This window comes from Pseudoxanthomonas sp. Root65 (genome assembly GCF_001427635.1).
In the GTDB taxonomy this organism is placed as follows: domain Bacteria; phylum Pseudomonadota; class Gammaproteobacteria; order Xanthomonadales; family Xanthomonadaceae; genus Pseudoxanthomonas_A.
On record NZ_LMHA01000001.1, the window covers coordinates 1,197,605 to 1,221,055 of the forward strand.

Sequence of the window (23,451 nt, forward strand, 5' to 3'; positions counted from 1 at the left end):
TCCGAGTGTTAGAGCGCGTCCGCGCCGACTTCGCCGGTGCGGATGCGGATGACCTGGTCGATGGTGGTGACGAAGATCTTGCCGTCGCCGATCTTGCCGGTGCCGGCGGCCTGCTGGATGGCCTCGATGACGGCCTCCAGTCGCTCGTCGGTGACGACGGTTTCGATCTTGATCTTGGGCAGGAAATCGACGACGTACTCGGCGCCGCGGTACAGCTCGGTGTGGCCCTTCTGCCGGCCGAAGCCTTTCACTTCGGTCACGGTGATGCCGGACACGCCCGCTTGCGACAAGGACTCTCGGACCTCGTCGAGCTTGAACGGCCGGATGATGGCGGTGATCAGTTTCATGCGCATACCCCGATGGTGGATGGAACCGGCCGACCGGAGCCGGCCGGCGGTTTCAGGTCACCGGCGCACGCAACCCCCTGGCCGCGCGCACGTGATCGGTGTGGAGCGATGCATGAACCGCATCCGTGCCTGCCGCGATCACATGCGGCAGGAGCGGATGACGTGGGAGGGAGCTGCGGTTCATGGACCTCTCCTGTGTTTCCCCTGGTACAGCGTTGCGGCGATCTCCGGAAATCGAAGACGGGTGGTGCCCCGGTTCCCCAACCGGTCGGACGCAGCGCAGGGCGATGCGTCCAGTAAGGTGCGGCGATGGCGACGGGTGGGAGGGGAGATCCGTCGCCATCGCCGCGATAACTCAGTGCGCGCCCGCTGCGTCGCGGAGGACCGTTACCCGGCCCTCCGCATGCATCGCGATGTGCGCGTACGCCGGCATCAGTTGGCGTAGTACAGCTGGTATTCCAGCGGGTGCGTGGCCGCGCGGAACTTGGTCACTTCCTGCATCTTCAGCGCTATGTAGGCATCGATGAAGTCGTCGGTCATCACGCCGCCGGCCTTGAGGAAGTCGCGGTCCTTGTCCAGCGCGTCCAGCGCCTGGTCCAGGCTGGAGCAGACCTGCGGGATGTTCTTCTCTTCTTCCGGCGGCAGGTCGTACAGGTCCTTGTCGCTCGGCGCGCCCGGATCGATCTGGTTCTTGATGCCGTCCAGGCCGGCCATCATCAGCGCGGTGAAGGTCAGGTAGCCGGACTGCAGCGGATCGGGGAAGCGGATCTCGATGCGGCGCGCCTTCGGATTGGCCACCCACGGAATGCGGCACGACGCCGACCGGTTGCGCGCCGAGTAGGCCAGCATCACCGGCGCCTCGAAGCCCGGCACCAGGCGCTTGTAGCTGTTGGTGCCGGAGTTGGCGAACGCATTGATCGCCTTGGCGTGCTTGAAGATGCCGCCGATGTACCACAGCGCCATCTGCGACAGGCCGCCGTAGCCGTCGCCGGAGAACAGGTTCTGGCCGCCCTTGGCCAGCGACTGGTGCACGTGCATGCCGCTGCCGTTGTCGCCGACGATCGGCTTGGGCATGAAGGTCGCCGTCTTGCCGTTGCGGTGGGCGACGTTGCGCACCACGTACTTCATGCGCTGCAGCTCGTCGGCCTTCTGCACCAGCGTGTTGAACTTGGCGCCGATCTCGCACTGGCCGGCGGTGGCGACTTCGTGGTGGTGCACTTCGACTTCGATGCCGACCTGTTCCAGCGTCTTGCACATCTCGGCGCGCAGGTCGTGCAGCGAATCGGTCGGCGGCACCGGGAAGTAACCGCCCTTGATGCCCGGGCGGTAGCCGCTGTTGGCGCCGTCGTAGCTCTTGCCGCTGTTCCAGGCGCCTTCTTCGGAATTGATCTTGAAGAAGGTGTTGCCCATGTCGTTGGCGAACTGCACCGAGTCGAAGATGAAGAACTCGGGTTCCGGACCGAAGAACGCCACATCGGCCACGCCGCTGGCCTTCAGGTGGGCTTCCGCACGCTTGGCGATGCCGCGCGGATCGCGGGTGTAGCCCTGCATGGTGGCCGGGTCGAGGATGTCGCAGACCAGCACCAGGGTCGGGTCGGCGTAGAACGGATCGAGATAGGCCGTGGTCGGGTCGGGCAGCAGCACCATGTCCGACTCGTTGATGCCCTTCCAGCCCGAGATCGACGAGCCATCGAACATCTTGCCGTCTTCGAACAGCGACGCATCGACGATGCTGACGGGGAAGGTGACGTGCTGTTCGACACCACGCATGTCGACGAAGCGCAGGTCGACGAACTCGACCTTGTGCTCCTTGATCAGCTTCTCAACGTTGTCCAGGGACATCTCGGAACCTCGGGTTGGATAAGTGTGTGACGGGTTACAGCAATCGTCGTGCCAACCTTTCCTGGGCCGCAAGCCGTTGATTTTCAAGCATCTCCATCACGCAGCTCTCACGTATCTGCACCACGATGGGGCGTAATTCACGCATCTCGCACCATTACGGCGCATCCGGCTTTCCACTATCCTTGCCGCTCTCCGCCGCCCCTCACGCGAGCCCCATGACCGACCTGCTCGCCGCGCTGCTGCTCGGCATCCTCGAAGGCCTGACCGAATTCCTGCCGATCTCCAGCACCGGCCACCTGCTGATCGCGCAGCACTGGCTGGGCGAGCGCTCGGACTTCTTCAACATCGTCATCCAGGCCGGCGCCATCCTCGCCACCACGCTGGTGTTCCGCCGCCGGATCTGGGAACTGACGACCGGCTGCTGGCGCGATGCCGAAGCCCGCGACTACGCCATGAAGCTGGCCGCCGCCTTCCTGGTCACCGCGCTGGTCGGCCTGCCGGTACGCCTGGCCGGCTGGGAGCTGCCGGAAACCGTCACCCCCATCGCCTGGGCGCTGATCCTCGGCGGCGTGTGGATGCTTTTCGCCGAACATGTCGCCGAGAAGCGCGGCGATGTCGCCACGATCACCTGGAAGGTGGCCATCCTGGTGGGCCTGGCGCAGGTGGTGGCCGGCGTGTTCCCCGGCACCTCGCGCTCGGCGGCGGCCATCTTCATGGCGATGCTGGCCGGCACCAGCCGGCGCTCGTCGGCGGCGGAATTCGTGTTCCTGCTCGGCATCCCCACCATGTTCGCGGCCAGCGGCTACGCCTTCCTGGAGCTGGTCCAGGACGATGCGCTCGGCTCGGAGAACTGGGGCGAAGTGGCGCTGGCCTTCGCCGCCGCCACCGCCACCGGCTTCGTGGTGGTGAAGTGGCTGCTCGGTTTCATCAAGGCGCACCGCTTCACCGGCTTCGCGATCTACCGGATCGTGCTGGGCGCGTTGTTGCTGTTGCTGATGCCGGCGGGGAGCTGACCCGCCCCGTCTCTGCTCCCTGTAGGAGCGACGTCAGTCGCGACCGCGCCCCCACAGCCGTCCCCTCTGCGAGATCAAACCGCGCCGCAGTGCGCCCACACGCAGAACGACCGGCTTTCCGCGTTGATGCTGGCCGTGCGGTCGCGACTGACGTCGCTCCTGCGACAAGCGCAATGTCAGGCCTTCACCCCGTTCCAACCCGCCACGCGTTTGCATACCGCCACCCTGATGGAGAACGCCATGAAACGACTGCTGCTGCTCGCCCTGCCGCTGGCGCTGGCCGGCTGCCCCAAGCCGGCCGAACAGACCGACGCGCCTGCGCCGGTGACGACCGCCGCCCCGGAAGCGCCTGCGACCCCGTCCGCGGATGCTGCGACGCTGCTCCCGCAGTACCACTGGCAGCTCATGGACGCGACCGACGCGCAGGGCAAGCGCATCGATGCCCTGTTCGCACGTGCCGACAAGCCATTGCAGCTCGACTTCAAGGACGGCCGCCTGGGTGTGGCCAATACCTGCAACCGGATGGGCGGCACCTACACGCTGTCGGACGCCAGCCTCACCATCGGCCGCCTGACGTCCACCATGATGGCCTGCACCGACACCGCATTGATGGCGCTGGACCAGGAAGCGGGCAAGCGGCTGGAAGGCACGCTGAAGATCGCCGCCACCCAGGACGGCGTCGCCCAGCTGAAGCTCACCACGGCGACCGGCGACACCCTCGTGTTCGCCGGCAACCCGACCGCCGAAACCCGCTACGGCGGCCCCAGCGAACGCGTGTTCCTGGAAGTCGCCGCCGAGACCAAACCCTGCAGCCACCCACTGATCCCCGACAAGCAGTGCCTGCAGGTGCGCGAGATCGCGTACGACGACAAGGGCCTGAAAGTCGGCACGCCCGGCGAGTTCCAGCCCTTCCACGACAGCATCGAGGGCTACACGCACCAGCCCGGCATCCGCAACGTGCTGCGCGTGGACCGCTACACGGTGAAGAACCCGCCCGCCGATGCGTCGCCGCAGGCGTACGTGCTGGACATGGTGGTGGAGTCGGCGAACGAGACGCCGTAACGAACGGTCACGCGATGCGCGCCGGGGCACCGCGGCGCGCATCGATGCGGCAGGCCAGCCGCTATAGTGGCGCGCCACCGGTTTCGACGCGCAATCGATGACCCACGCCGCAAGGAACGCCACGCCTTTCTTCTGGATCGCCACCGCCCTGCTGGTGGTGTCGTCGCTGCTGATGTGGTGGCCGGCGCTGACCACGCCGTTCTGGGGCGACGACTACGCGTTCCTGCACGCCGCGCATGCGACCAACGCGACCGGCGCGCCGTGGTGGTCGGATGTCTGGCCCTCGTCGCCACCGCGCTTCTGGCGGCCGCTGTCGCAGGAGGGCTACTGGCGCTGGATCGACGCCTCGCTCGGCGGCAGCGCCCATGCCGCGCACGCGATGAGCCTGCTGCTGCACGTGCTGGCCGCGCTCGGGGTCGCCCTGTTCGCGTTCCGCCTGGCGCGTGCCTGCCGCTGGTCGCACGCTGGCCGTATCGCCGCGCTCGCCGGCGCCGTGTACGGCGGACTGACGATGCACCTGTTGCCCGTGCATTGGGCGGCGGCGGCCAACAACGCCATGTTGACGTTGTTCACCACGCTGCTGCTGGCCGCCTGGGTCAGCGCGCGCGACGCCAGGCCGCTCCTGCGCCCGGCGTTGCTGGCATCGCTGCCGGTGGTGCTGGCGCTGGCCTTGCTGAGCAAGGAATCCGCGGCGCTGACACCGGCGCTGATGCTGGTGGTCGCCGCCTTCGTCGCCGTCCGCCGGCTGGACCGTGGCGAGCTGTTCGCCTGGCTGGCCTGCGTCGCCGTTGTCGCTCTGTGGCTGGTGCTGCGTGCACGCTTCACCGCCAACACCGACGCCTCCTATGAGCTGACACTGGGCAGCAATGTGGTGCGCAACGCCGCCTCTTTCGGGGCATGGCTGCTGAACGTGCCGCGCGAGGCGATGCGCATGGCGGTGGCAGGTGAACGGCTCCACGGCCTGGCCTGGATCGCCGCTACCGCACTGCCCATGCTGGCCGCGTGGGCGATCGCCGGCGGGCGCGGCCGCACGCTGCTGACACGGTGGCAATGGCTGTGCATCGCCGCGTTTGCCGTGCTGGCGTACGCGCCCTACTTCCTGTTCGCCTGGAACAGCTACGAGTACTACGCGGCCATCGCCGTGATCCTGCCGGTGGTCGTGCTGGCACGTTGCGTCGCGTCCGACAAGGCTGCACTCGTGGTCGCCGCACTGATCGCGGTGTCGTCATGGATCGCGGTGGAAGGCACGCGCCGGCTCGACCATCCCGGCCTGATCGGCCGCGCGCAGTGGGCGGAAGCGACGTTGCAGGCACTGGAGCCGCAGCGCATCGCCACGCCGCTGCACGTCAGCGTCGCGGACGAGCAGCGCTTCTACGCCATCGGCCAGATGGGACTGGCGTGGCGACTTGGCCTTCCGCCGGAGCAGATCCACGTGGCACGGGAGTGCCCGTCCTCGGGCCCCTGCCTGGTCATCGAGGCCGATGGACGCTGGCGCTGGCGGCACGCCGCGGAGTGATCCGCCGCCTGCGCATCATTCCTGCACCGCCGCCGGACGACGCTTCAGCACCACGCGCGTGCGCGGCCAGCGATCGTGCCAGCCGCGTGGATCGTCATCGTCGGCGAGCAGTACCGAGAAGGCCTCGAACGGCACCACGCGACTGACACTGCGCAGCAGCGCCTGGCCGAAGGTGATCCCGCGACCGGCCTCGTCGACCACGCGCGTGCCGGTCACCAGCTTGCCGATCGTGGTGCCCGTGGCGCCTTCCATCAGCGTGTAGTAGACGATGATCAGGGCGAAGGTGATCAGCTGTTCCTGCCACCACGCCAGGCGTTCGGCCCAGTCCAGCACCTCGTCGCCGCCGACGATGGCTGCGACCACCAACGCCAGGAAGAGGAGGCCAAGCACGATGACGCGGTCAATCATCCAGTGGACGAAGCGGCGCAGCTTCGTAGCCTGCGTCAACGCCACCGGCTCGCCCACCGGCTCGTCGATGACGCTGCGCGGGCTTTCGTACGGGTTGTCTCCCCCCATGGGGTTCAATCACGCAGTGCCGCGTTGAGCGTGTAGGTGCCGTGCACCAGCGCCTCACCCAGCACATGCCCCTGCATCGCGCGCTCCACATCGGCGGCGGTGAAGCGCGCCGCCAGGGCTAGCGTGGCCACGTCCAGCGCGAACAGGCGGAAGAAGTAGCGGTGCACGCGCAGGTCGTTGAACGGCGGATACGGGCCGTCGTACCCGTAGTACTCGCCGCCCATCTGCGCGTCGCCGGCGAACCAGCCGGTGTAGCCGTTCAATCCCTGCCGCGCGCCGGACGGTCCGGCCGGCTGCTGCTTGCCCTTGGCGGTGACGCCGTCGCTGCAGCTGCCGGCGGCGATCTCGCGCACATCGGGTGCGATGTCGGCCATCGCCCAGTGGATGAAGTGCGCGCGCGGCTGTTCGACCGGGATCTGCAGGTCGTCACGGCCGACGGTCTCGGGCACGGTCGGCGCATCGGGATCGATGCACAGCAGGGCGAAGGACTTCGTCCCGTCCGGCACCTCATCCCACGCCAGGTGCGGGTTGCGGTTGGCGGCAAAGCCGTCCGGCTGGCCCATCGCGAATTCCGCCGGGATGGGCTTGGTGTTCTCGAAACTGTCGCTCCACAGACGCATGGGTCGCTCCTGCAAGAAGGGGGAGGAATCAGGTGGCCGGATAACCCAGGCGCACCGCCACCGGGGTCAGCGCGGCGAACGGGCCGGCCAAGGCCTGCGCGTAGTGGCGCCAGTGGCCTTCGGGGAAGCGGCGCGCGCCGGACGACGGCGGCACCGGCAACTGCACCCCCAGGGCCTGGCCCAGCACCTGCGACACCGCACCCGCGTCGTCCTTGATCGCGTCCATCCTGATCAGGCGGCTCGGATACAGATCCTGCTCGTGCAGGTCGGCGATCTGGGCGAACAGGCCGGCCAGCCATGCCGCACCGGTCTCCAGGTCGTCCAGCGCCAGCGGCGCCGGCGAACCGAACGCCAGCCAGTCGATCAGCGCATCGCGCGGATCGCGCACCGCCACGATCAGCAGCGCTTCCGGCAGGTGCGGGCGCAGCGCATGCAGCAGCGCGTTGTCCCACGAGATCAGCCAGTCGATCACGCCGGTGTCGACGGAACGCTGCGCCAGCATGCCGCGCCATTCGGCGATCAGGGCCTCGCCCGCCAGCTCGCCCGACAGCAGGCGTGCCGGGGTGAAGTAGCTCTGGAAGCCGTCCTTCGGCGGCTCGGGCAGGAAGCGGTCGCCGCGCAGGCGGTCGCTGACGAACCCGAGTACACCGGCGAGCGATTCGACCACCGTACCCGGCGGGCCCCACAGCAGGATCGGGCGCGGCTGCGACGAGGCGGCGACCTCGCCCAGGTCGGGCCACGGACCGGTCGCGCCGGTCTGGGTCCACAGGGGCAGGCGCGACGGCGCCAGTTCGTGGGCCAGCGCGGCCCAGCTGTTGAGCGCTTCGGCATGGCGGCCGGCGCGATCGCGCACGAACGCCTGCCAGCCACGCAGGCTGCGCTGCTGGTCGCTGTCGGTCGCCTTGTTCGCCAGCTCGCCGACACGGGCGATCGCCGCCATCGGGTCGCGCCGCAGCAGGCCTTCGACGATGCGCTGTTCGCCGCTGGCGCGGCCCGGGTCCAGTTCCACGATCCGGCGTGCGATGGCTTCGGCAGCATCGTCGTCGCCGGCAGCATCCAGCACCGACATCTGCGCTTCCAGCGCGGGCACGTGCTGCGGCATCGCCGCCACCCAGCGTTCGACCACCGCGCGGGCTTCGGCGCTGCCGACAGCCTCGAACAGCAGGCGGGCCAGCCACAGGTCGTGCGCGTCGGCGGTGGTGGCCAAGGCGGCGTCGAGCGTGTTGCGGGCGTCGTCCTGCGCACCCAGGCGGCGCCAGGCCTCGATGATGGCGAGCACGGTGTCGCGGTCGCGCGGCTGGCCGGCCAGGGCGATGCGCAGGGCCGCCAGCGCTTCCTCGTTCTGGCCGGCGGCCAGGCGCAGATGGCCGATATAGCGGTGCAGGGCCGGCGCGTTGTTGATCGCGACCAGCGGCACCAGCTCGTCTGCCGCGTCGGCGGGGCGGCCCTGCCGGCGGATCAGGTCGGCAATCAGGCTGCGCAGGTTGTCCGAGCCGGGCACCTTCTCGATCACGCCGCGGAAGGCCTGCTCGGCGAATGCCCAGTGGCCCAGCGCCATGTGGATGAAGCCCAGCGCATAGCGCAGCTGCACGTCGTCCGGCGCCTGCTGCAGCGCGGCCGAGACGATCTTCAGCGCATCGTTGGCGTTGCCCCGGCGCAGGGCGACCATGCCGTCGATGGCGGCCAGCTGCGGATGGTCCGGCGCCACACGCCCGGCCAGGCGGCTGAGGCGCTCGGCTTCGTCCAGGTCGCCGCGGCCGAGCGCCAACTGGCCCTGGATCACGTACGCGGTGAACTGGTTGGGGTCCAGCACGGTGGCCTGGCTCAGCGCCGCCTGCGCGTCCTCGTTGCGGCGGCTGCCCACCAGCACGCCGGCGCGGGCCAGGTGCAGGTCGGCGTTGTCCGGCGCCAGCGCGATGGCGCGGTCGATGGTCGCCAGCGCGGCCTCGGGCTGGCCGCCCTGCATCTGCGACGTGGACAGCCAGCGCAGCGCCTGTGGGTCGTCGGGGCGCTCGGCCACCAGGGCGTCGGCGGCGGTCAGGGCCTCGGCCACGGCGCCACGGCGCAGGGCGTCCAGAATCGGGTCGTACATTGCGGTTACCAGCGTTCGGTCAAACGCCGATTGTAGCGGGGCTTACCGGCTCAGGCGGCGCCGCCGGCCAGCCGCTCGGCCACCCAGCGCTCGGCGTAACCGTCGCCGGCGGCGTTCTCGATGAAGGCGCAGTGGCCGCCCCATGGCGCGATCTCCAGCGTGGCCTGCGTCGGCAGCACCCAGTCGCGGAAGGTGTCGAAGGGAATGACCGGGTCGTCCTCGGCCATCAGGATGTGCGCCGGCACGGTCAGGCCGGCCAGCCGGTCGCCCGAGATCGCATAGCCGTCGAAGTACGCGTCCAGCGTGCCGAACGCGGTATGCCGCTGCACCAGCCAGTCGGTCAGCGCGCGGATGTCCAGCGCCAGCACGGTGTCGTCGAAGTCGTGCCGCTGTGGGAACAGGCGGCGCTTGCGCTCCAGCGAGCGGCGCCACTTGCGGGAGAAATACCAGTCATAGAACGGCAGGCCGCTCTCGATGCGGTCCATGGTGATGGCCGGGTCCAGCAGCGGGCAGACCGCCGCCACGTGCGCCAGCGCCAGCCCGGCCTGCGGCGCGCGCAGCGCCAGCCGCAGCGCGAAGTTGCCGCCCAGCGAATACCCCGCCACCCGCATCGGCGCCTCGCCGGCGAACCGCCGCGACACGTCGAGGGCCGCGTGCACCACTTCGTCGAGCCGGTTGGAGTGGAACAGGTCCTCGTTGAGGTGATGGGTGTCGCCGTGGTCGCGGAAATTCAGCCGGAACACGTCGAAGCCGCGCGTGAGCAGTTGCGCGGCGGTCAGCCGCATGTAGTTGGAATCGGCACTGCCTTCCCAGCCGTGCAGCAGCATCACCAGCCCGCGCGCATCGCGGCCGGGCACCTGGCTGTGGAAGCCCTGCAGGCGCACGCCATCGCCGCCGTCCACGATGTGCTCCAGCGTCACCGCGCCGCTGCCCGCCAGCGCGCGCAGCGCACGCCGGCGGCGCAGCGCACTGGACCCCAGCACCGATTGCAGGTGGGGGTTGCGAAGCCAGCGCGGGGGTCGGAAATCGGCGGCAGTGATCATGGGGTCATCGCGGCAGCGTCGGCACGAGGGTGGCACCGGCGGGCCGAGTATTCCCTCCAATACGTCGCAAGGCCGTCATGCCGGCCGCTCAGGCATCGGCCATCGCCTGCACGATGCGTTCGCGCGACAGCTCGGCGATGCGCCGGCGGCCTTCGACGTCGGCCACGCGGATCGGTTCCAGGAAACAGATGTCGGCCGTGCGCGCCGGTTCGCCGAGCAGGCGCATGAAGTTGGCGAAGAAGCTTTCCTTCGGCCCGAACGCCACCACCGGCTGCGCGCTGCCCTTCGCGCCGTAGCGCAGCGCCACCGGCTGCACCGGCACGCCGGCTTCGACCGCAGCCAGGAAGATGCGCGCATGGAACGGCCCGACCGCATGGCCGTCGCGGGTCCGGCCCTCCGGGAACACGCCGACCGAGCGGCCCTCGCGCAGGCGCCGCATCATCGCCTGCAGCACGCCGCCCAGCGATTCCTGGCTGCCGCGCTGGTGGAAGATGGTCTGCCCCTGCGCCGCCAGCCAGCCCACCACCGGCCAGCCGCGGATCTCCTGCTTGGCCACGAAGCCCATCATGCGCTGGCTGTGCAGCGCCTCGATGTCGATCCAGCTCACGTGGTTGGCCACGAACATCGTGGCGCCCGGCAGCGGCGTGCCCACCCGGCGCAGGCGGAAGCCGAAGATGCGCATCAGCCCGCTGGACCACCGGCGCACGGCCACGTCGCCCAGGCTTTCGTCGCCCACGCGCATCCACACCAGCAGCGGCGACAGGCACAGCAGGGTGATCGGCAGGAAGAGCAGCAGGTGGATGAGCAGCAACGGCACGCGGTACGCGTAGCGGAATACCCGCGCCACGCCGCTGCCGCCAGCAACATGAACAGGGGGCGGCGTCATGCCATCAAGATAACAGGAGTGAGGGGAGAGGAGTGAGGAGTGAGCGAAGGCAAAGGCTCTGGCTTCGCTCACTCCTCACTCCTCTCCGCTCCCCGCTAGCTCCTGGGTACGACGGCCAGGGTCAGTCGCGACACGCAGACCAGCTTGCCGTCGTCGTTCTCGATGCGGATCTCCCACAGCTGCGTGCTGCGGCCCACGTGCAGCGCCCGCGCCGTGCCGGTGACCACGCCACCGCGCATCGCGCGCACGTGGTTGGCGTTGATCTCCAGGCCCACCACCATCTCCTTCGTGATGTCCACGCACAGGTTGCCGGCCACGCTGCCCAGCGTCTCGGCCAGCGCCACCGATGCGCCGCCGTGCAGGATCCCGTACGGCTGCACGGTGCGCACATCCACCGGCATGGTGCCGCGCAGCCAGTCGTCCCCGGCCTCGGTCATGACGATGCCGAGGTGGGACACCAGCGTGTCGGCGGCGTGGGCGTTGATGGCGGCGAGATCGACGGGAGCGCGGAAGGCCATGGCGGTTCTCTGGGAGCGAGGAGTGAGTGGAGAGGAGTGAGGCGTGAGGAGGAGGGGTGCGAGCTTCGCTCACTCCTCACTCCTCTCCCCTCACTCCTGCCTTACAGAATCGGTACGAGCCCCGCGCCGAACGCGGTCAGCACGCGCGTGTACAGCCACTTCGGCCCGACGTTGACCTCGGGGAAGTCGCCGACCGCCACGTAGCAGCGATGGAACGCGGGGTCCTTCGGGCCCACCGGCAGCGGGCAGTCGGGACCGGGCCGGAACTCGTAACTGGTGGCGTAGCGCCACGGCCAGATGTCGAAGATCGGCAATGCCTCGGACACCTTGCCCAGGCTGTAGTCCAGACCGGAGAACACCGGCGGCTTGGCGCGCGGCGCGATCACCCAGGCGTTTTCCGGCGCCATGTCGCGGCGGATGCTGCCGGCCAGCGCCTGTGCGAACACGGGATCCTCGATCACCACCGCCGCCTCGGTGTTGTAGTTCTCCGAGCGCGGGTCGAAGTTGTGGGTGCCGATCACCGCGATCCGGCCATCGATCACCATCGACTTCGCATGCAAGCCCATGCGCACGCCGGCGCGCTTCAGCGGCAACGGCTCGGCCGCCGCGCCGCTGCTGAAGAACGACGGTCGCGATTCGGTACGCTGCAGGCGACGCGTGGTCTCGCCGCCGCCGGTGCCGGAGGACCCGCCGGAAGACGGTCCGATCGAGCCCGACGGACCGCGGAGACCGCCACTGCCGCCGCGCCCGCCATCACCGGGCGACGCCACCGGCGGGCCTTCCGGCATCAGCGCGGCGTAATCGACCGGTGCGTCCTCCGGGAACGGCTTGTACTCGTGGATCCGGAAGCCGAACTCGCGCAGGTAGCGGCGCTTGTACTTGAACGACATCGAATAAACGATCGGGTTGTCGGTCGCGGCCAGGCTGTTGGTCGACACGATCACCTGCGGCGGCGGCTGGCGCTGGCGCATGTCGCGGAACATCGCCTGCGCCTGCTTCGACATGACCAGGTACGGCGTCTGCAGCAGCACTTCGTCCCGGGCGCTTCGGATCAGCGCCTCCAGCTCCGGCGCCGCCGGCGCATCGTCTTCGCGCCGCTCGCGCCGGTGCTTCTGCGGCAGGTCGGCGATGTAGCGCACCGCCCCGAGCGCGAACGCCGGTTCGACGAAGCGCGTCCGCATCACCTCGGGATCGCCCGCCTCCACGCGCGCCGCCTGCACCCGCTCGGGCCGCAGGTAGCGCGGCACCGGCATCGCCGGCACGCCGGTCTTCAACAGCGTCCGGCCGACATCGTTCAGGCGTTCGGCCGGCACGCTGCGCCGCGCATCCCAGAACGCCTGGAAATTCACCGCCATCGCCGCCGCTTCCGGCCCGGCGACCAGCACGTCGCGGTCGCGGAAGTTGTACTCCGCGTCCCAGTCGAAATAGTCGTCCTGGTAGTTGCGCCCGCCGCTGATGCCGATGCGGTCGTCCACCAGCAGCAACTTGGTGTGCATGCGCTGGTTGAAGCGGCGGAAGCAACACAGCACGCTGCCCGCGTAGTCGAAGTAGTTCAGCTTGGCCTTGCCGAAGCTGGGGTTGTAGATGCGGATGGAAAAGTTGCGGTGCGATCCGGACAGCGCGGCCAGGATCTCCAGGTCGGCGATCGCCGACAGCTGGTCGATCAGCACGCGCACCTGCACGCCGCGCCGCGCCGCCGCCAGCAGTTCGTCCAGCACCAGCCGCGCACTGTCGTCCTTGTCGAAGATGTAGGTCTGCAGGTCGATGCGCTGGCGCGCGCTGCGGATCAGGTTCAGGCGCGCCAGCAGCGCGTCCGAGCCCTGGTCCAGGATCACCGCGTAGTGGCGCGGCGCCGTGGGCGTGGAGCTGGCCTCGGCCTGGCCGGCCAGGTCGTACAGCGGCGACGGCAGCGCGCAGGCATCGGCCTGCGTGCACTCCACCACGGTGGAGCGGGCGGCGGCGGCGATGCCGGCGGCGCGCTCGCGCTGGCGGTCGGACAGGCTGGCGCAGGCCGTGCCCAGCAGCGCAAGGCAGAGCACCACGCAGCGCGCGGCCAGCTTGGGGAAATCGGGCTTCACGGGGTCTTGGCGCTCCGGACGCGTGCACGCAGCACGAAGACCACGCGGTCGCTGACGGCCAGCATCCAGTCGTCCATGTCGTAGTCGCTGCGGCGCACCGCGCCGGTGGCCACCACGTCGCAGCCGATCGCGGGCAGCGAACATTCCGCCGGCGCCACCTGCAGGCTGCGCGGCCGGCTGATGCCCTTGATGCTCAGGTCGCCCTCCAGCGTGCCGCCGTCGTACAGCAGCATCGGGTCATAGGGTTTGGAGGTAAAGGTGACCACCGGATAGCGGTCGGCGTCGAAGAACTGCCCACCGCGCGCCCACTCGCTGTAGCGCGGGTGCCCGTCGATCTCCACCTCGCGCGTGTACATGCGCAGGCGCACCTGCTGGCGGCCATCGGGCAGGTGCTCCACCGAGCCTTCGTAGCGCGGGAACAGGCCATCCAGTACCTGGCCCCAGCGCGTGCGCAGCTCGAATCCCAGCCGCGTGTGCGCGGGATCGAAATCGTTGCGTCCGTCCGCCAGGGCCGGCGCCGCCAGCAGCGCGCCCACCCCCAGCACGGCAAGCCGCACCACGCCGGGGAAGAACGGCGTCATGGCCACCAGAAGGCGGAGAGCTGCGCCACTCCCGGCTCGATCGCCGCGTCCACCGGCAGCGTCAGCACCACCACGCCGGCCGGCGGCATGCCGCGGTACTCGCTGGTCACACCGGAATACATCAGCGCCGCCAGCTGCTCGAAGCCCGGGTTGTGCCCCACCATCAGCAGACGCTCGGCCTCGCGGTGCTGGTCGGCCAGGTCGGCCAGCGTGCCGGGCGTGGCTTCGTAGATGCGCTCTTCCAGCCGCTGCTCCACGTAGCCCACGGCGCCCAGCACCGCCTCCAGGGTTTCGCGGGCACGGCGCGCGGGCGAGCACAGCACCCGATCCGGCACCAGGCCCTTGTCCAGCAGCCAGCGTGCGGCGGCTTCCGCCTCGGCCAGGCCTTGCGGCGACAGGGGACGGTCCAGGTCCGACTGCCCCGGGGTGACGGGCTCGGCATGGGCATGGCGCAGCAGGATCAGTTCACGCATGGGACAACGACTCCTTAGGCCTCAGGCCTTCTTGATCCATTTCAGCAACGGTTCCCAGTCGGCCTGGTGCTCGCGCACCTGGGCCGAGCGGTAATCGAACAGGCTGCGGCCCAGGCCGGCCATCACCACATAGGCCTGGGTGTCGCGCAGCTGGGTGATGACCGGGTAGGGCCAGGTATTCAGCATCTCCACCGCCTGCTGCGAGGCGTTGGTCCACGGCTTGCTGCGATTGACCACCAGCCCCACCGGCAGCTTGCGCTTGTGCACGCGCGGCACCTTGGCCATGGTGTTGAGGAAGCCGACCGTGGCCTCGATGTCCAGCGCCGACGGCAGCACCGGCACCACCACCGCGTCGGCCTGTTCCAGGAAGCTCTCCAGGTCGTCGGCCATGGCGCCGGCCGGGGCATCGATCACCACGCGCTCGGCGTCTTCCGGCAGCCAGGCCTTCCAGGCGCGCTTGCCGCTGGCGTCGATCGGCAGCACGGCGGTTTCCAGTTCCGCCCGGCGCTCGGCCCAGCGGGTGGAGGAATGCTGGGGATCCACGTCCACCAGCACGGTACGTTTGCCATCCAGTGCGAAATACGCCGCCAGATTGGTCGCCAGGGTGGTCTTGCCCGCGCCGCCCTTGGAGCTGGCGACCAGAATCGTCTTCATGCGCGCACCTCGTTGCTGGAGAACCCGGAGGGTACACCGGGGGCGGTGAAGCGGAAACCGGGAATGGGGAATGGGGAATAGGGAATGAATTGTTCAGGGGCCGGTAGCTGCGTGGACCTGCCGATTAGGTCGCCCGATGAGCGTCGTTCGTCCTGGCACGTGCTCGCTCCCGCTGAGGCCACGATCCCCGTTTCCCCATTCCCCATTCCCCATTCCCCATTCCCGCCCCTGCTATCTTTCCCGTCCCCACGGACCGGATGCCCCATGAACGAGCTGCAGGACCTCACCGCGCTGATCCGCGCCAACACCCCGCTGATCGTCATCGAGACCCAGGACGAGGGCCGTGTGGTGGAGCTGTTCCGACAGGCCCTGGGCCAGGTGTGGCGGGCGCTGTTCCGCTGGAGCATCACCGAGGGCCTGCGCCGGCTGGACATGGACCGCGAGGACGACGCCGTCGGCCCGCCCGACGCCAGCGCCGCCCTGCAGGCCATCAAGCAGGCCGAGCAGCGCGGCATCTACCTGCTGCTCGACTTCCACCCCTACCTGGGCTACGCCAGCAGCCAGCGCCAGCTGCGCGACATTCTGCAGCGCCGCCACAGCCTGCCGCACGTGGTGGTGCTGGTCGGGGCGAAGATCGAACTGCCGGCCGAACTGGACGCCCTCGCCGTGCGCTTCAACCCGCGCCTGCCCGACGGCGCCGCGCTGCTGAAGATGGTGCGCGAAGAGGCCGAACATTACGCCCGCGAGCACGGCGGCCGCCGCATGGAAGCCGACGGCGAGGCAGTCAAGCAGATCGTGCGCAACCTGCAGGGCCTGAGCCTGGTCGACGCGCGCCGCATCGCCCGCCAGCTGATCTTCGCCGACGGCGCGCTGACCGCCAGTGACCTGCCGGCGCTGAACAAGCTGAAGTTCGAGCTGCTCAACCGCAGCGGCCACCTGCATTACGAATACGACACCGCGAAGTTCGCCGACGTCGCCGGCGCCTCACGCCTCAAGCGCTGGATCGAGCAGCGCCGCGCGGTGTTCGTCTCCGGCAATCCGCCACCCGGCCTGGACCTGCCCAAGGGTGTGCTGCTGCTCGGCGTGCAGGGCTGCGGCAAGTCGATGCTGGCCAAGGCCACCGCCGCCGGCTTCGGCGTGCCGCTGCTGCGGCTGGACTTCGGCACGCTGTACGACAAGTACCATGGCGAAACCGAGAAGAACCTGCGCGCCGCGCTGGCCTCGGCCGAACAGCTGGCGCCGTGCGTGCTGTGGATCGACGAGATCGAGAAAGGCCTGGCCAGCGGCGGCAGCGAGGACGGCGGCGTGTCGCGCCGCGTGCTCGGCTACCTGCTCACCTGGATGGCCGAGCGCAAGGCCGGTGCCAGCAGTGGACAAGTGTTCCTGGTCGCCACCGCCAACCAGGTGCAGGACCTGCCGCCGGAACTGCTGCGCAAGGGCCGCTTCGACGAGATCTTCTTCGTCGACCTGCCCTCGCCCGACGCCCGCGTCGAGGTGCTGCGCGTCCACTTGTCGCGCCGACAGTTGGACCCGGACGCCTTCAACCTGCCCGCACTGGCCGCCGCGGCCAACGGCTTCTCCGGCGCCGAATTGGAACAGGCCATCGTCTCGGCCCTGTACGCCGCCCACGCCGAACAGAAACCGCTCGACACCGACCTGGTCATGCACGAGATCCGCACCACCCGCCCCCTGTCCGTGCTGATGGCCGAACAGGTGCAAGCCCTGCGCGACTGGGCGCAGGAGCGCACCGTACCCGCCGACTAAGGCCAGCGGCCCCTCCCCATCCCTGGTGTGGGAGCGACGTAAGTCGCGAGCTTTTGACGTCGCGGTTCAGCGCGCGCGGTTGTAACAGGCGGTCGACGCGTCCGTGTCGTAAGGGCCGCCGTTACGCCTTATATCCTCGTCCGTCTGGCCGGCCCCGCCACCTTGGCAAACGTGGGCGCAGCCGCCTCCGACATGGGGCAGACCTCCGTTCGCTTCGCACGATATCTGACACTGATCGGACACTGCGCACCGCAGGGACAGCGCTCTCAGCTCGCAGACCCGCTGTGGAGACAGCCTGCCGTCCTCCTTGATCCAAGAGACGTCGCACGCGGGATGCGCGGCGATTTGATGACGCGCGCCACAGCCCGCCAGAACGAGCATGGCAACGCACATGACGCCACCCCATCGTCCCCCGAACCTCAACGCCTGCCGCTTGTCCATGCCGGGTCCTCGCTTTCCATCCCATCGACCGTCGTGACGGATCCTACCCACTTCACCCACCGCATACGGTGAGCGGCGCATGCTGGCGTTCCCACCGAGACACCGCCATGCCCCGCAAGCGCAGCCCCTCACGTGTCCTGGGCACGCAATTGATCGATCTGGGAGCCGCGTCCGCGCCCGTCATATCGCGGCGCCTGATGCAGATGGCCACCGCCGGCGCCACCCCCTCCGCACGCGACCGCCGCGAGTTCAAACGCATGTCCAGCGAGAAGGTGTCCGCGGCGTGGGAGTCGTGGGGTGCGATGGCCGGTTACGCGATGACACTGAACACCGCGGCCACGCAGGCCGCGATGGCGTTCTGGATGCCGTGGGCCTTCGCCGCCAAGCCGCTGCCGTCCGCCGAGGACGCGCTGATCTCGATGGCCTCCGCCGGCGTACAGCCCTACCGTCGCATCGCCGTGGCCAACCACCGCCGCCTGAGCAAGCGCACGCCGCGCCGCTGATCGGCAGGTACGTCTGCGCCCTTTGGTAGGAGCGACGTCAGTCGCGACCGCACGCCGTCAGCGCACGCCCGCGCGAGGAAGCTTCACTGCGGCCGCCTCGACCTGCACACACGATGTTTCATAACCATGAAGGGGCAACGCCCTGATCTTCTCCGCAAGCGCCGCCGGTTCATCCGTGGCGGCGACGGCATTGGCGATCGCGTGGATGGCGCTGGAATAGCACTGTCCCGCCGTGAACTGCTCGGAAAACGCGCCGAGCCAGAAGAAGAACGGCGCGGCCAGGATAATCGCCGCCAGGCCCAGCCACTTGCCCTTCCTTGTTGCGCCGCGCGCAGCAAGCAGGAAGATCAGCGTCATGACGCCGAGGCCGATCAGCAGTACCAGCAGCAAGATCGCGATCATGGTGTCTTGGGAATCCTTTAAACAACGCAGCTTCTGTTCGGCATTCCCGCGAAGGCGAGAGGTGCTTTGAACAACCTGATCCGGTGACCAGAAGGATCCATTCCAGGCCCCTAAACATCATTCTTCGGAACGGACACAGAACTGCGATACCACGGTGACGTACTCATGCATGGGAGGAAGGCCGACGCTGGCACGGCGGACATCGACCTCCTCAGGTTGCTCTATCTCCCGTGGCGCCCATTCGGATTTACCGACGCATCGGCCTTGCGTACCAAATCGCTGCGGAGCATGCGTCCTGTCCCACAGGTAAGCGTAGTTGGAAGCGGTCGCTTCGCCCGAAGCCACCAGAGGCTCCATCAAACTCAACGCCCGCTTCTGGAACGCAGGGTCCATGTCGGCATGCTGTGCCAGCAAGAAGGCGGCGTCTGCGCCATCCCTCCCGACGAGCGAATATGTCGGCCAACCATGGCGATCGACAATCTCCTTCAAGCGGGCGGTATTGCGTCTATCCACCATCGCGCCTGCCTCCGCCGTAACCGACGACTGTGTCCGGGCTTCCTGATCCGCGGCTCGCATCGCAAGGAGCTCGTCCCTGAGCGAAGGCTCGAGCGGCGCCTTGTCGGCCGCCTGTTGCCCCGTGGCAAGCGCAACGTAGAAGAGTGCTGAGATGATCTTCATGAGAATCGTGGCTCCATCAAACGGCCCTACGCGCTCGTTACCGAGACCGGGATCAGCTTATCTCTCTTCCCGATGATGGCATTCCGCCATGCGGTCTGACTCCGGCAGCGGATACATGGCGGGCGATCAGGCCACATCCGCAAGAGGCCCCTGACGGTACCGGAGGAGGAGCCGCTTGATACCCGAACTGCCGAAGATCAGCCAGGCCGCGAGCGACAGCTCCGCTACCGTGGTGACGACACTGGCGATCTGCTCGTAACCCCACGGAACGTACGCCGCGCCCACCTGGCGGGAAAGCAGGAACAGGGTGGCCCAGTACAGCGCGTCCGGCAGTGCATAGGCCAACACCCAGACGCCCAGCAGGGTCAGCCCGACAGAGAGCGCCACCGAGCCGCTCATCGCGGTCTCGGAGCGCGGCTCGCGCATGGCAGGCAGCAGCTTTCTGGCGATGGTGAGCGGGAAGAACCAGAGCACCGCGCACACTGACAGGCTGCCCATCAGCACCACGCCGACCAGCACCAGCGAGGGTCGCGACTCCGGCTGATCGAGCAGCGCCATCGCGCTCGGAAACGAGCGCACCACGGTCACCAGCAGGAACACCGCGAAAATGCGTACGGCTACGGCAACGAGATCTTCCCTGGCCATGCTGGTGCCCCCTGTGGCGTGGTGCTGGATGGAGGTTGCAGAATGCGGCGATCCAGGCCCGGCTTTCAAGCGACGCCGGTGTGCGCGAATGGTCAGCCGGTGCTGGTCTGACCTTCGAGCTCGCCCGCCACATGCGCCGCGATCTCCCGGGTGTTCTTTACGAACTCCGCCTCCAGGTCGATGCCGCATTTGTTGGCGAGGACCAGAATCGACCACAGGCAGTCCGACAGTTCATGGCCGAGCTTCGCCTTGTGGTCGTCGATGGTCCGGACGCCCGCCTCGGCCTGGATGAGCTTGGCCAGATCGCCCACATCCCCCACGAAGCCCAGCGCGAGTTCCTGCGTCGTCCACACCCGGCCATACCGCAGCGTCTCGAGCTGCTCGTACAGCGCGTTCAACTGCAGTGCCGATTTTTCGAGATCGCTGAAGTCCACCTGTTCTCCCTTGTCGCCTCAAGTCTTTAGGTTTGCATGCTGGTTCCGGGGCGCCTCATCGATCACCCGGCATCACGCTAGCGCGCACCGCAGCATATGAAGCAAGTAGGATGGTTGAGCCGCAGGCGGCTTTCAACGGCGAAGCCGGTTTACCCATCACGCGGAAGAAAAAAGCCAAGAACGAAGCGTCCTGCGCTGCATCTCTCAAACATGGCTCTCGACGGCGGTGACCGGAGTTACGCGCTTACCGCCTAAGCCGAGCCACGAAATAGTCTCGGCTTAAACGAATTGTTAGCCCTTAGCTACGTAGTGCTTATCCAGCACGTTGAAAACAGCTTGGCTATACCACTCCTGCTTGACGCTCTTTGGATTATCTGGGTCGAGCTTCTTGACGTGGCAGTAGCGCTTATCTGCTTTTAGCGGATTGCGTATGTCATGGTATTTCTTGTTCTGTACGAAGTTCGAGTAACGGGCAGTACACGCAGCTGTCAGCGTCGCATAATTGAAGGGGTACTTGTCTTTCAAGTGCTCTTCTGTGAGCTGCACTTTCGGAGCGTTTGGGTCATTTGTCACTTGCACCTTGATTGCATCATCGGCCTTTGATTTAAGGAACTTAAGTTCTACGTTCACTGACACTGCATAGTCAGCGTTTGGGTCGTTTGCAGCCTCAAGCGAGGATATAAAGGACGCAACGTTCTTCTCTTCTTTGCTCAGGAGAAACGCATCGGCAGGTTGCTGATGGGCAACGAAAGCAAGAGGCATTAGGTAGAAGTTGTACTGCGAGAAGCCGACACCGAACCATGAATTTGCGGCTTTCGCATAGTTCTTAACAGAAGCACTTCCCACCTCCTGAAGCCTGATAGCAAAGACGCCGCTCTTGTTGTAGAAATGAACGGAAGAGTCCCTGATCTCGCACAGAGCAATGATGTTTTTATGTGCGGCATCGGCCAGCGCCTTCTTCTCGGTCATTTTCTTGGCCAAGTAATCGAGGCTGTGCGTAAAGGGATTCCCTGACCCGGTCATTTTCACCTTGGCATGCTTGTAAGGCTTGCCATTGGGCCTCAGGCGTTTCTCGGTTACGTAGAGCGAACGGATCGCGTTGTTGTTGTCTCTGAGCCATTTCGCTTTCAGGAGAAGTTCCCACGCATTGATGGCTAGAATGGAAAATGTTTCTTCCCGGTACTTAAAGTCGGGTTTGTTATAAATCTCAATCGCCGAAATCATTGCTGCGATGCTCTTGTCCACTAGTTCTTGCGATCGAGCTTTCATAAGGCCTAACGCCGAGTAGACCCCATACCCGGGCCGGTAGCGCGGATGTTCGTGTTCAGGCTAAATGACGTCAAGGCCAATGCGAGTCTTCGCCGCAATGGGCTCAGGAACACACCATGTTGAAGGGGTAGCCCAGCGTCACTTGCATCCTGCCTTTCTGTGTTGCTCCCACCCGAGCGACAACGCAGCACCGCCGTTTCGCTACTCCTCTCCTGCCGGCTCCGTTGCTTTTGCAGTCCGTCTGCGCGACGGCCGCGCAAACCGCGATCCCAACTCCTTCATCTCCCCATCCACGCCTTCGCGCGCGCCCACCGCTTTGAGTACGGCGTAGATCGCCAGGGTGGTGGTCATCACGTCGCTGCCGAGGGCGGTCTGGGTGTCGGTCAGGCGCTGGTGCAGGTGGGCGATGCGCAGGCGCCACCGGAACAACTGGTCCATCGCTTCCAGATCACGGACGCAACCATCGATGTCGAAGTCGCGCGGCATCAGGCCGGCGTGCTGCTGCGCCGCCTGCAACGCCCGCTCACAGAACCCCCGCGAGCTGTTGCCCATCTTGGTGATGCGCTGGCGCTGCCGGGGCGTGAGTGCGATCAGTTCGGTCAGGCGCGCATCCAGCGTGTCCAGCGCGCGTTCGATATCGGCCACGGCCTCGGCCGCGAAGTGGATGTCCACCAGGTTCTGACGCATCGTCGCTCCTTGATTCCCTGTCAGGGTCCGCCGCGGTCCTGCGGCGTGCACAGGCTAACGCCTGGTGCGCGGTGATGCGTGTGCGCCGCAATAATGTGAGAGCGCCGCGCGCGAGGCCGCGGCGTCGGCCTCTCAAACACGGCGCGTCGTGTCACGAAAACGGAGGTGCGTGTTGCGAGCGTCACAGGGGATGCTCCCGACACGATCCGCCGCGTCCACAGGACCACGTGCCGAGTTCAGAACCCGGAACGCCGCGTTCATCGCATCACGGACCGGGTTCCGAACACGGCCCTCCGCGTGCACACCCCGAACGTCCACGTCCCGAACACGCACCGTCAACGCCAGAACCCCACGCCTCGCGTCCCCGACCCGCAGCGCCGCCTTCACTGCCCCGCACCCCGGCTCGACACCCTCGCGTGCCGGGTGCGCAACGCCGCGCGACACGTTGGCGACACGGCATGCGGAGAAGAAGACCCGATGCCTGCAGACGAACACGCGGCGTGTCGGCACACCGACCCGGTGCGCCGCGCACCGAACCCGGTCGCAGCACCGTCACACCCGACCGTCCGCGGTTGCACGCCCGCGCAGGCATCTGGGATGCTCTCGGTTCGACGCACAGGACACTCGACCGCCGCCCGCGTCCCGACCCACCGGTCGGGAACCTTGGCGGACCGGGGCGGTCGACAGCCACGAAGGAACGAAGGGGACACGATGATCGAGTTGCAGGGCGTACAGCGGCACTACGCCATGAGTGGACAGACCGTGCGGGCCCTGGCCGGAGTGGACCTGCACATCGGACAGGGCGAATTCGTCGCCATCACCGGCGCCTCGGGCTCGGGCAAGTCCAGCCTGCTGAACATCCTGGGCTGCCTGGACCGTCCCAGCACCGGCACCTACCGGTTCGAGGGCCGCGACGTGGCCACCTTCGACGACGAGGCCAGCAGCGACCTGCGCAACCGTCGCATCGGCTTCGTGTTCCAGAGCTTCCACCTGCTGCCGCGGCTGACCGTGCTGGAGAACGTGATGCTGCCGCTGCGCTTCCACCGCCAGCCACCGCCGGGCACGCACGAGCGCGCGCTCGCCCTGCTCGACCGCGTCGGCCTGGCCGAACGTCGCGACCACCGCCCCAGCGAACTCTCCGGCGGGCAGATGCAGCGCGCCGCCATCGCCCGCGCCCTGCTGCTGCAACCGGCGCTGCTGCTGGCCGACGAGCCCACCGGCAACCTCGACTCGAAGAGCGCCGCCGACGTGCTGGCGCTGATCGACGAAGTGCACGCCGGCGGCCAGACCGTGGTGCTGGTGACCCACGACAACGACATCGCCGGGCGCGCGCCGCGCCAGGTGAAGCTGCGCGACGGCAAGGTGGAATCCGATGCGCTCCAGTAAG

Annotated in this window: 25 protein-coding genes; 6 read left to right on the forward strand and 19 right to left on the reverse strand. The window is 67.7% G+C overall.

Features of this window, described 5'->3' with window-relative positions; genetic code table 11:
• Positions 1 to 8: 8 nt before the first annotated feature.
• The 3 genes from ASD77_RS05235 to glnA all read right to left on the reverse strand — a co-directional run bounded on the left by ASD77_RS05235 (position 9) and on the right by glnA (position 2,189).
• Positions 9 to 347: a P-II family nitrogen regulator gene (locus ASD77_RS05235; RefSeq protein ID WP_055941078.1), complete on the reverse strand. Its 339-nt coding sequence runs from the start codon at positions 345 to 347 to the stop codon at positions 9 to 11.
• A gap of 52 nt (positions 348 to 399) precedes the next feature.
• Entirely contained in the window at positions 400 to 531 is a 132-nt protein-coding gene (locus ASD77_RS18600; RefSeq protein WP_268793363.1) for a hypothetical protein, read from the reverse strand.
• Positions 532 to 779: 248 nt separating this feature from the next.
• Positions 780 to 2,189 (reverse strand): type I glutamate--ammonia ligase, encoded by a 1,410-nt coding sequence (gene glnA, locus ASD77_RS05240; RefSeq protein ID WP_055938313.1) that lies wholly within the window; start codon positions 2,187 to 2,189, stop codon positions 780 to 782.
• A 215-nt stretch (positions 2,190 to 2,404) separates the two neighbouring features.
• On the opposite strand from glnA, the gene ASD77_RS05245 reads away from it, so the two are divergent.
• The 3 genes from ASD77_RS05245 to ASD77_RS05255 all read left to right on the forward strand — a co-directional run bounded on the left by ASD77_RS05245 (position 2,405) and on the right by ASD77_RS05255 (position 5,780).
• Entirely contained in the window at positions 2,405 to 3,202 is a 798-nt protein-coding gene (locus ASD77_RS05245; RefSeq protein ID WP_055938316.1) for an undecaprenyl-diphosphate phosphatase, read from the forward strand.
• A 240-nt stretch (positions 3,203 to 3,442) separates the two neighbouring features.
• Complete coding sequence (locus tag ASD77_RS05250) at positions 3,443 to 4,264, forward strand: META and DUF4377 domain-containing protein (RefSeq protein WP_055941080.1); 822 nt, start codon at positions 3,443 to 3,445, stop codon at positions 4,262 to 4,264.
• A gap of 97 nt (positions 4,265 to 4,361) precedes the next feature.
• The gene (locus tag ASD77_RS05255; RefSeq protein ID WP_055938318.1) at positions 4,362 to 5,780 is read left to right on the forward strand and encodes a hypothetical protein; all 1,419 of its coding nucleotides are present in this window, start codon (positions 4,362 to 4,364) and stop codon (positions 5,778 to 5,780) included.
• Between the two features lie 15 nt (positions 5,781 to 5,795).
• Here the strand turns inward: ASD77_RS05255 and ASD77_RS05260 are convergent, their stop codons facing one another.
• The 10 genes from ASD77_RS05260 to ASD77_RS05305 all read right to left on the reverse strand — a co-directional run bounded on the left by ASD77_RS05260 (position 5,796) and on the right by ASD77_RS05305 (position 15,241).
• Positions 5,796 to 6,296, reverse strand: coding sequence for an RDD family protein (locus ASD77_RS05260; RefSeq protein WP_055938321.1), 501 nt, complete (start codon positions 6,294 to 6,296; stop codon positions 5,796 to 5,798).
• Positions 6,297 to 6,301: 5 nt separating this feature from the next.
• Positions 6,302 to 6,916, reverse strand: a complete 615-nt coding sequence (locus ASD77_RS05265; protein WP_055938324.1) for a YbhB/YbcL family Raf kinase inhibitor-like protein — start codon at positions 6,914 to 6,916, stop codon at positions 6,302 to 6,304.
• Positions 6,917 to 6,944: 28 nt separating this feature from the next.
• Entirely contained in the window at positions 6,945 to 9,008 is a 2,064-nt protein-coding gene (locus ASD77_RS05270) for a tetratricopeptide repeat protein (RefSeq protein WP_055938328.1), read from the reverse strand.
• 50 nt (positions 9,009 to 9,058) lie between these two features.
• The gene (locus ASD77_RS05275) at positions 9,059 to 10,048 is read right to left on the reverse strand and encodes an alpha/beta fold hydrolase (RefSeq protein ID WP_156383572.1); all 990 of its coding nucleotides are present in this window, start codon (positions 10,046 to 10,048) and stop codon (positions 9,059 to 9,061) included.
• A gap of 91 nt (positions 10,049 to 10,139) precedes the next feature.
• Positions 10,140 to 10,937: a lysophospholipid acyltransferase family protein gene (locus ASD77_RS05280; RefSeq protein WP_055938336.1), complete on the reverse strand. Its 798-nt coding sequence runs from the start codon at positions 10,935 to 10,937 to the stop codon at positions 10,140 to 10,142.
• Between the two features lie 95 nt (positions 10,938 to 11,032).
• Entirely contained in the window at positions 11,033 to 11,455 is a 423-nt protein-coding gene (locus ASD77_RS05285; RefSeq protein WP_055938338.1) for a hotdog fold thioesterase, read from the reverse strand.
• Between the two features lie 101 nt (positions 11,456 to 11,556).
• The gene (locus tag ASD77_RS05290) at positions 11,557 to 13,494 is read right to left on the reverse strand and encodes a phospholipase D family protein (protein WP_055941082.1); all 1,938 of its coding nucleotides are present in this window, start codon (positions 13,492 to 13,494) and stop codon (positions 11,557 to 11,559) included.
• Between the two features lie 35 nt (positions 13,495 to 13,529).
• Positions 13,530 to 14,114 carry a YceI family protein gene (locus tag ASD77_RS05295; protein ID WP_082563228.1) on the reverse strand — a complete coding sequence of 195 codons (585 nt, stop codon included), beginning with the start codon at positions 14,112 to 14,114 and terminating at the stop codon, positions 13,530 to 13,532.
• Positions 14,111 to 14,587, reverse strand: coding sequence for a histidine phosphatase family protein (locus tag ASD77_RS05300; protein ID WP_055938341.1), 477 nt, complete (start codon positions 14,585 to 14,587; stop codon positions 14,111 to 14,113). The genes ASD77_RS05295 and ASD77_RS05300 overlap by 4 nt, the downstream gene beginning before the upstream one ends.
• Before the next feature lie 21 nt (positions 14,588 to 14,608).
• A complete protein-coding gene (locus ASD77_RS05305; protein WP_055938343.1) occupies positions 14,609 to 15,241 on the reverse strand; it encodes a ParA family protein in 633 nt (210 codons plus the stop codon).
• Positions 15,242 to 15,505: 264 nt separating this feature from the next.
• Here ASD77_RS05305 and ASD77_RS05310 point away from each other — a divergent pair, with 264 nt between their 5' ends.
• Both ASD77_RS05310 and ASD77_RS05315 read left to right on the forward strand, forming a co-directional pair.
• The gene (locus ASD77_RS05310; RefSeq protein WP_055938348.1) at positions 15,506 to 17,005 is read left to right on the forward strand and encodes an AAA family ATPase; all 1,500 of its coding nucleotides are present in this window, start codon (positions 15,506 to 15,508) and stop codon (positions 17,003 to 17,005) included.
• Positions 17,006 to 17,553: 548 nt separating this feature from the next.
• Positions 17,554 to 17,949, forward strand: coding sequence for a hypothetical protein (locus tag ASD77_RS05315; protein WP_055938351.1), 396 nt, complete (start codon positions 17,554 to 17,556; stop codon positions 17,947 to 17,949).
• Positions 17,950 to 18,006: 57 nt separating this feature from the next.
• On the opposite strand, the gene ASD77_RS05320 is transcribed toward ASD77_RS05315, so the two are convergent.
• The 6 genes from ASD77_RS05320 to ASD77_RS05345 form a co-directional block, all read right to left on the reverse strand.
• Positions 18,007 to 18,351 (reverse strand): hypothetical protein, encoded by a 345-nt coding sequence (locus tag ASD77_RS05320; protein WP_055938354.1) that lies wholly within the window; start codon positions 18,349 to 18,351, stop codon positions 18,007 to 18,009.
• Between the two features lie 117 nt (positions 18,352 to 18,468).
• Complete coding sequence (locus ASD77_RS05325; protein ID WP_055938357.1) at positions 18,469 to 19,029, reverse strand: DUF6624 domain-containing protein; 561 nt, start codon at positions 19,027 to 19,029, stop codon at positions 18,469 to 18,471.
• 126 nt (positions 19,030 to 19,155) lie between these two features.
• The gene (locus ASD77_RS05330; protein ID WP_055938359.1) at positions 19,156 to 19,674 is read right to left on the reverse strand and encodes a hypothetical protein; all 519 of its coding nucleotides are present in this window, start codon (positions 19,672 to 19,674) and stop codon (positions 19,156 to 19,158) included.
• A gap of 92 nt (positions 19,675 to 19,766) precedes the next feature.
• The gene (locus ASD77_RS05335; RefSeq protein WP_055938362.1) at positions 19,767 to 20,108 is read right to left on the reverse strand and encodes a nucleotide pyrophosphohydrolase; all 342 of its coding nucleotides are present in this window, start codon (positions 20,106 to 20,108) and stop codon (positions 19,767 to 19,769) included.
• A 291-nt stretch (positions 20,109 to 20,399) separates the two neighbouring features.
• On the reverse strand, positions 20,400 to 21,353 hold the full coding sequence (locus ASD77_RS05340) for a DUF3644 domain-containing protein (RefSeq protein WP_200947360.1): 954 nt from the start codon (positions 21,351 to 21,353) through the stop codon (positions 20,400 to 20,402).
• 225 nt (positions 21,354 to 21,578) lie between these two features.
• A complete protein-coding gene (locus ASD77_RS05345) occupies positions 21,579 to 22,064 on the reverse strand; it encodes a hypothetical protein (RefSeq protein WP_055938368.1) in 486 nt (161 codons plus the stop codon).
• Between the two features lie 711 nt (positions 22,065 to 22,775).
• On the opposite strand from ASD77_RS05345, the gene ASD77_RS05350 reads away from it, so the two are divergent.
• Positions 22,776 to 23,450 carry an ABC transporter ATP-binding protein gene (locus tag ASD77_RS05350; RefSeq protein WP_055938371.1) on the forward strand — a complete coding sequence of 225 codons (675 nt, stop codon included), beginning with the start codon at positions 22,776 to 22,778 and terminating at the stop codon, positions 23,448 to 23,450.
• Position 23,451 lies beyond the last annotated feature (1 nt).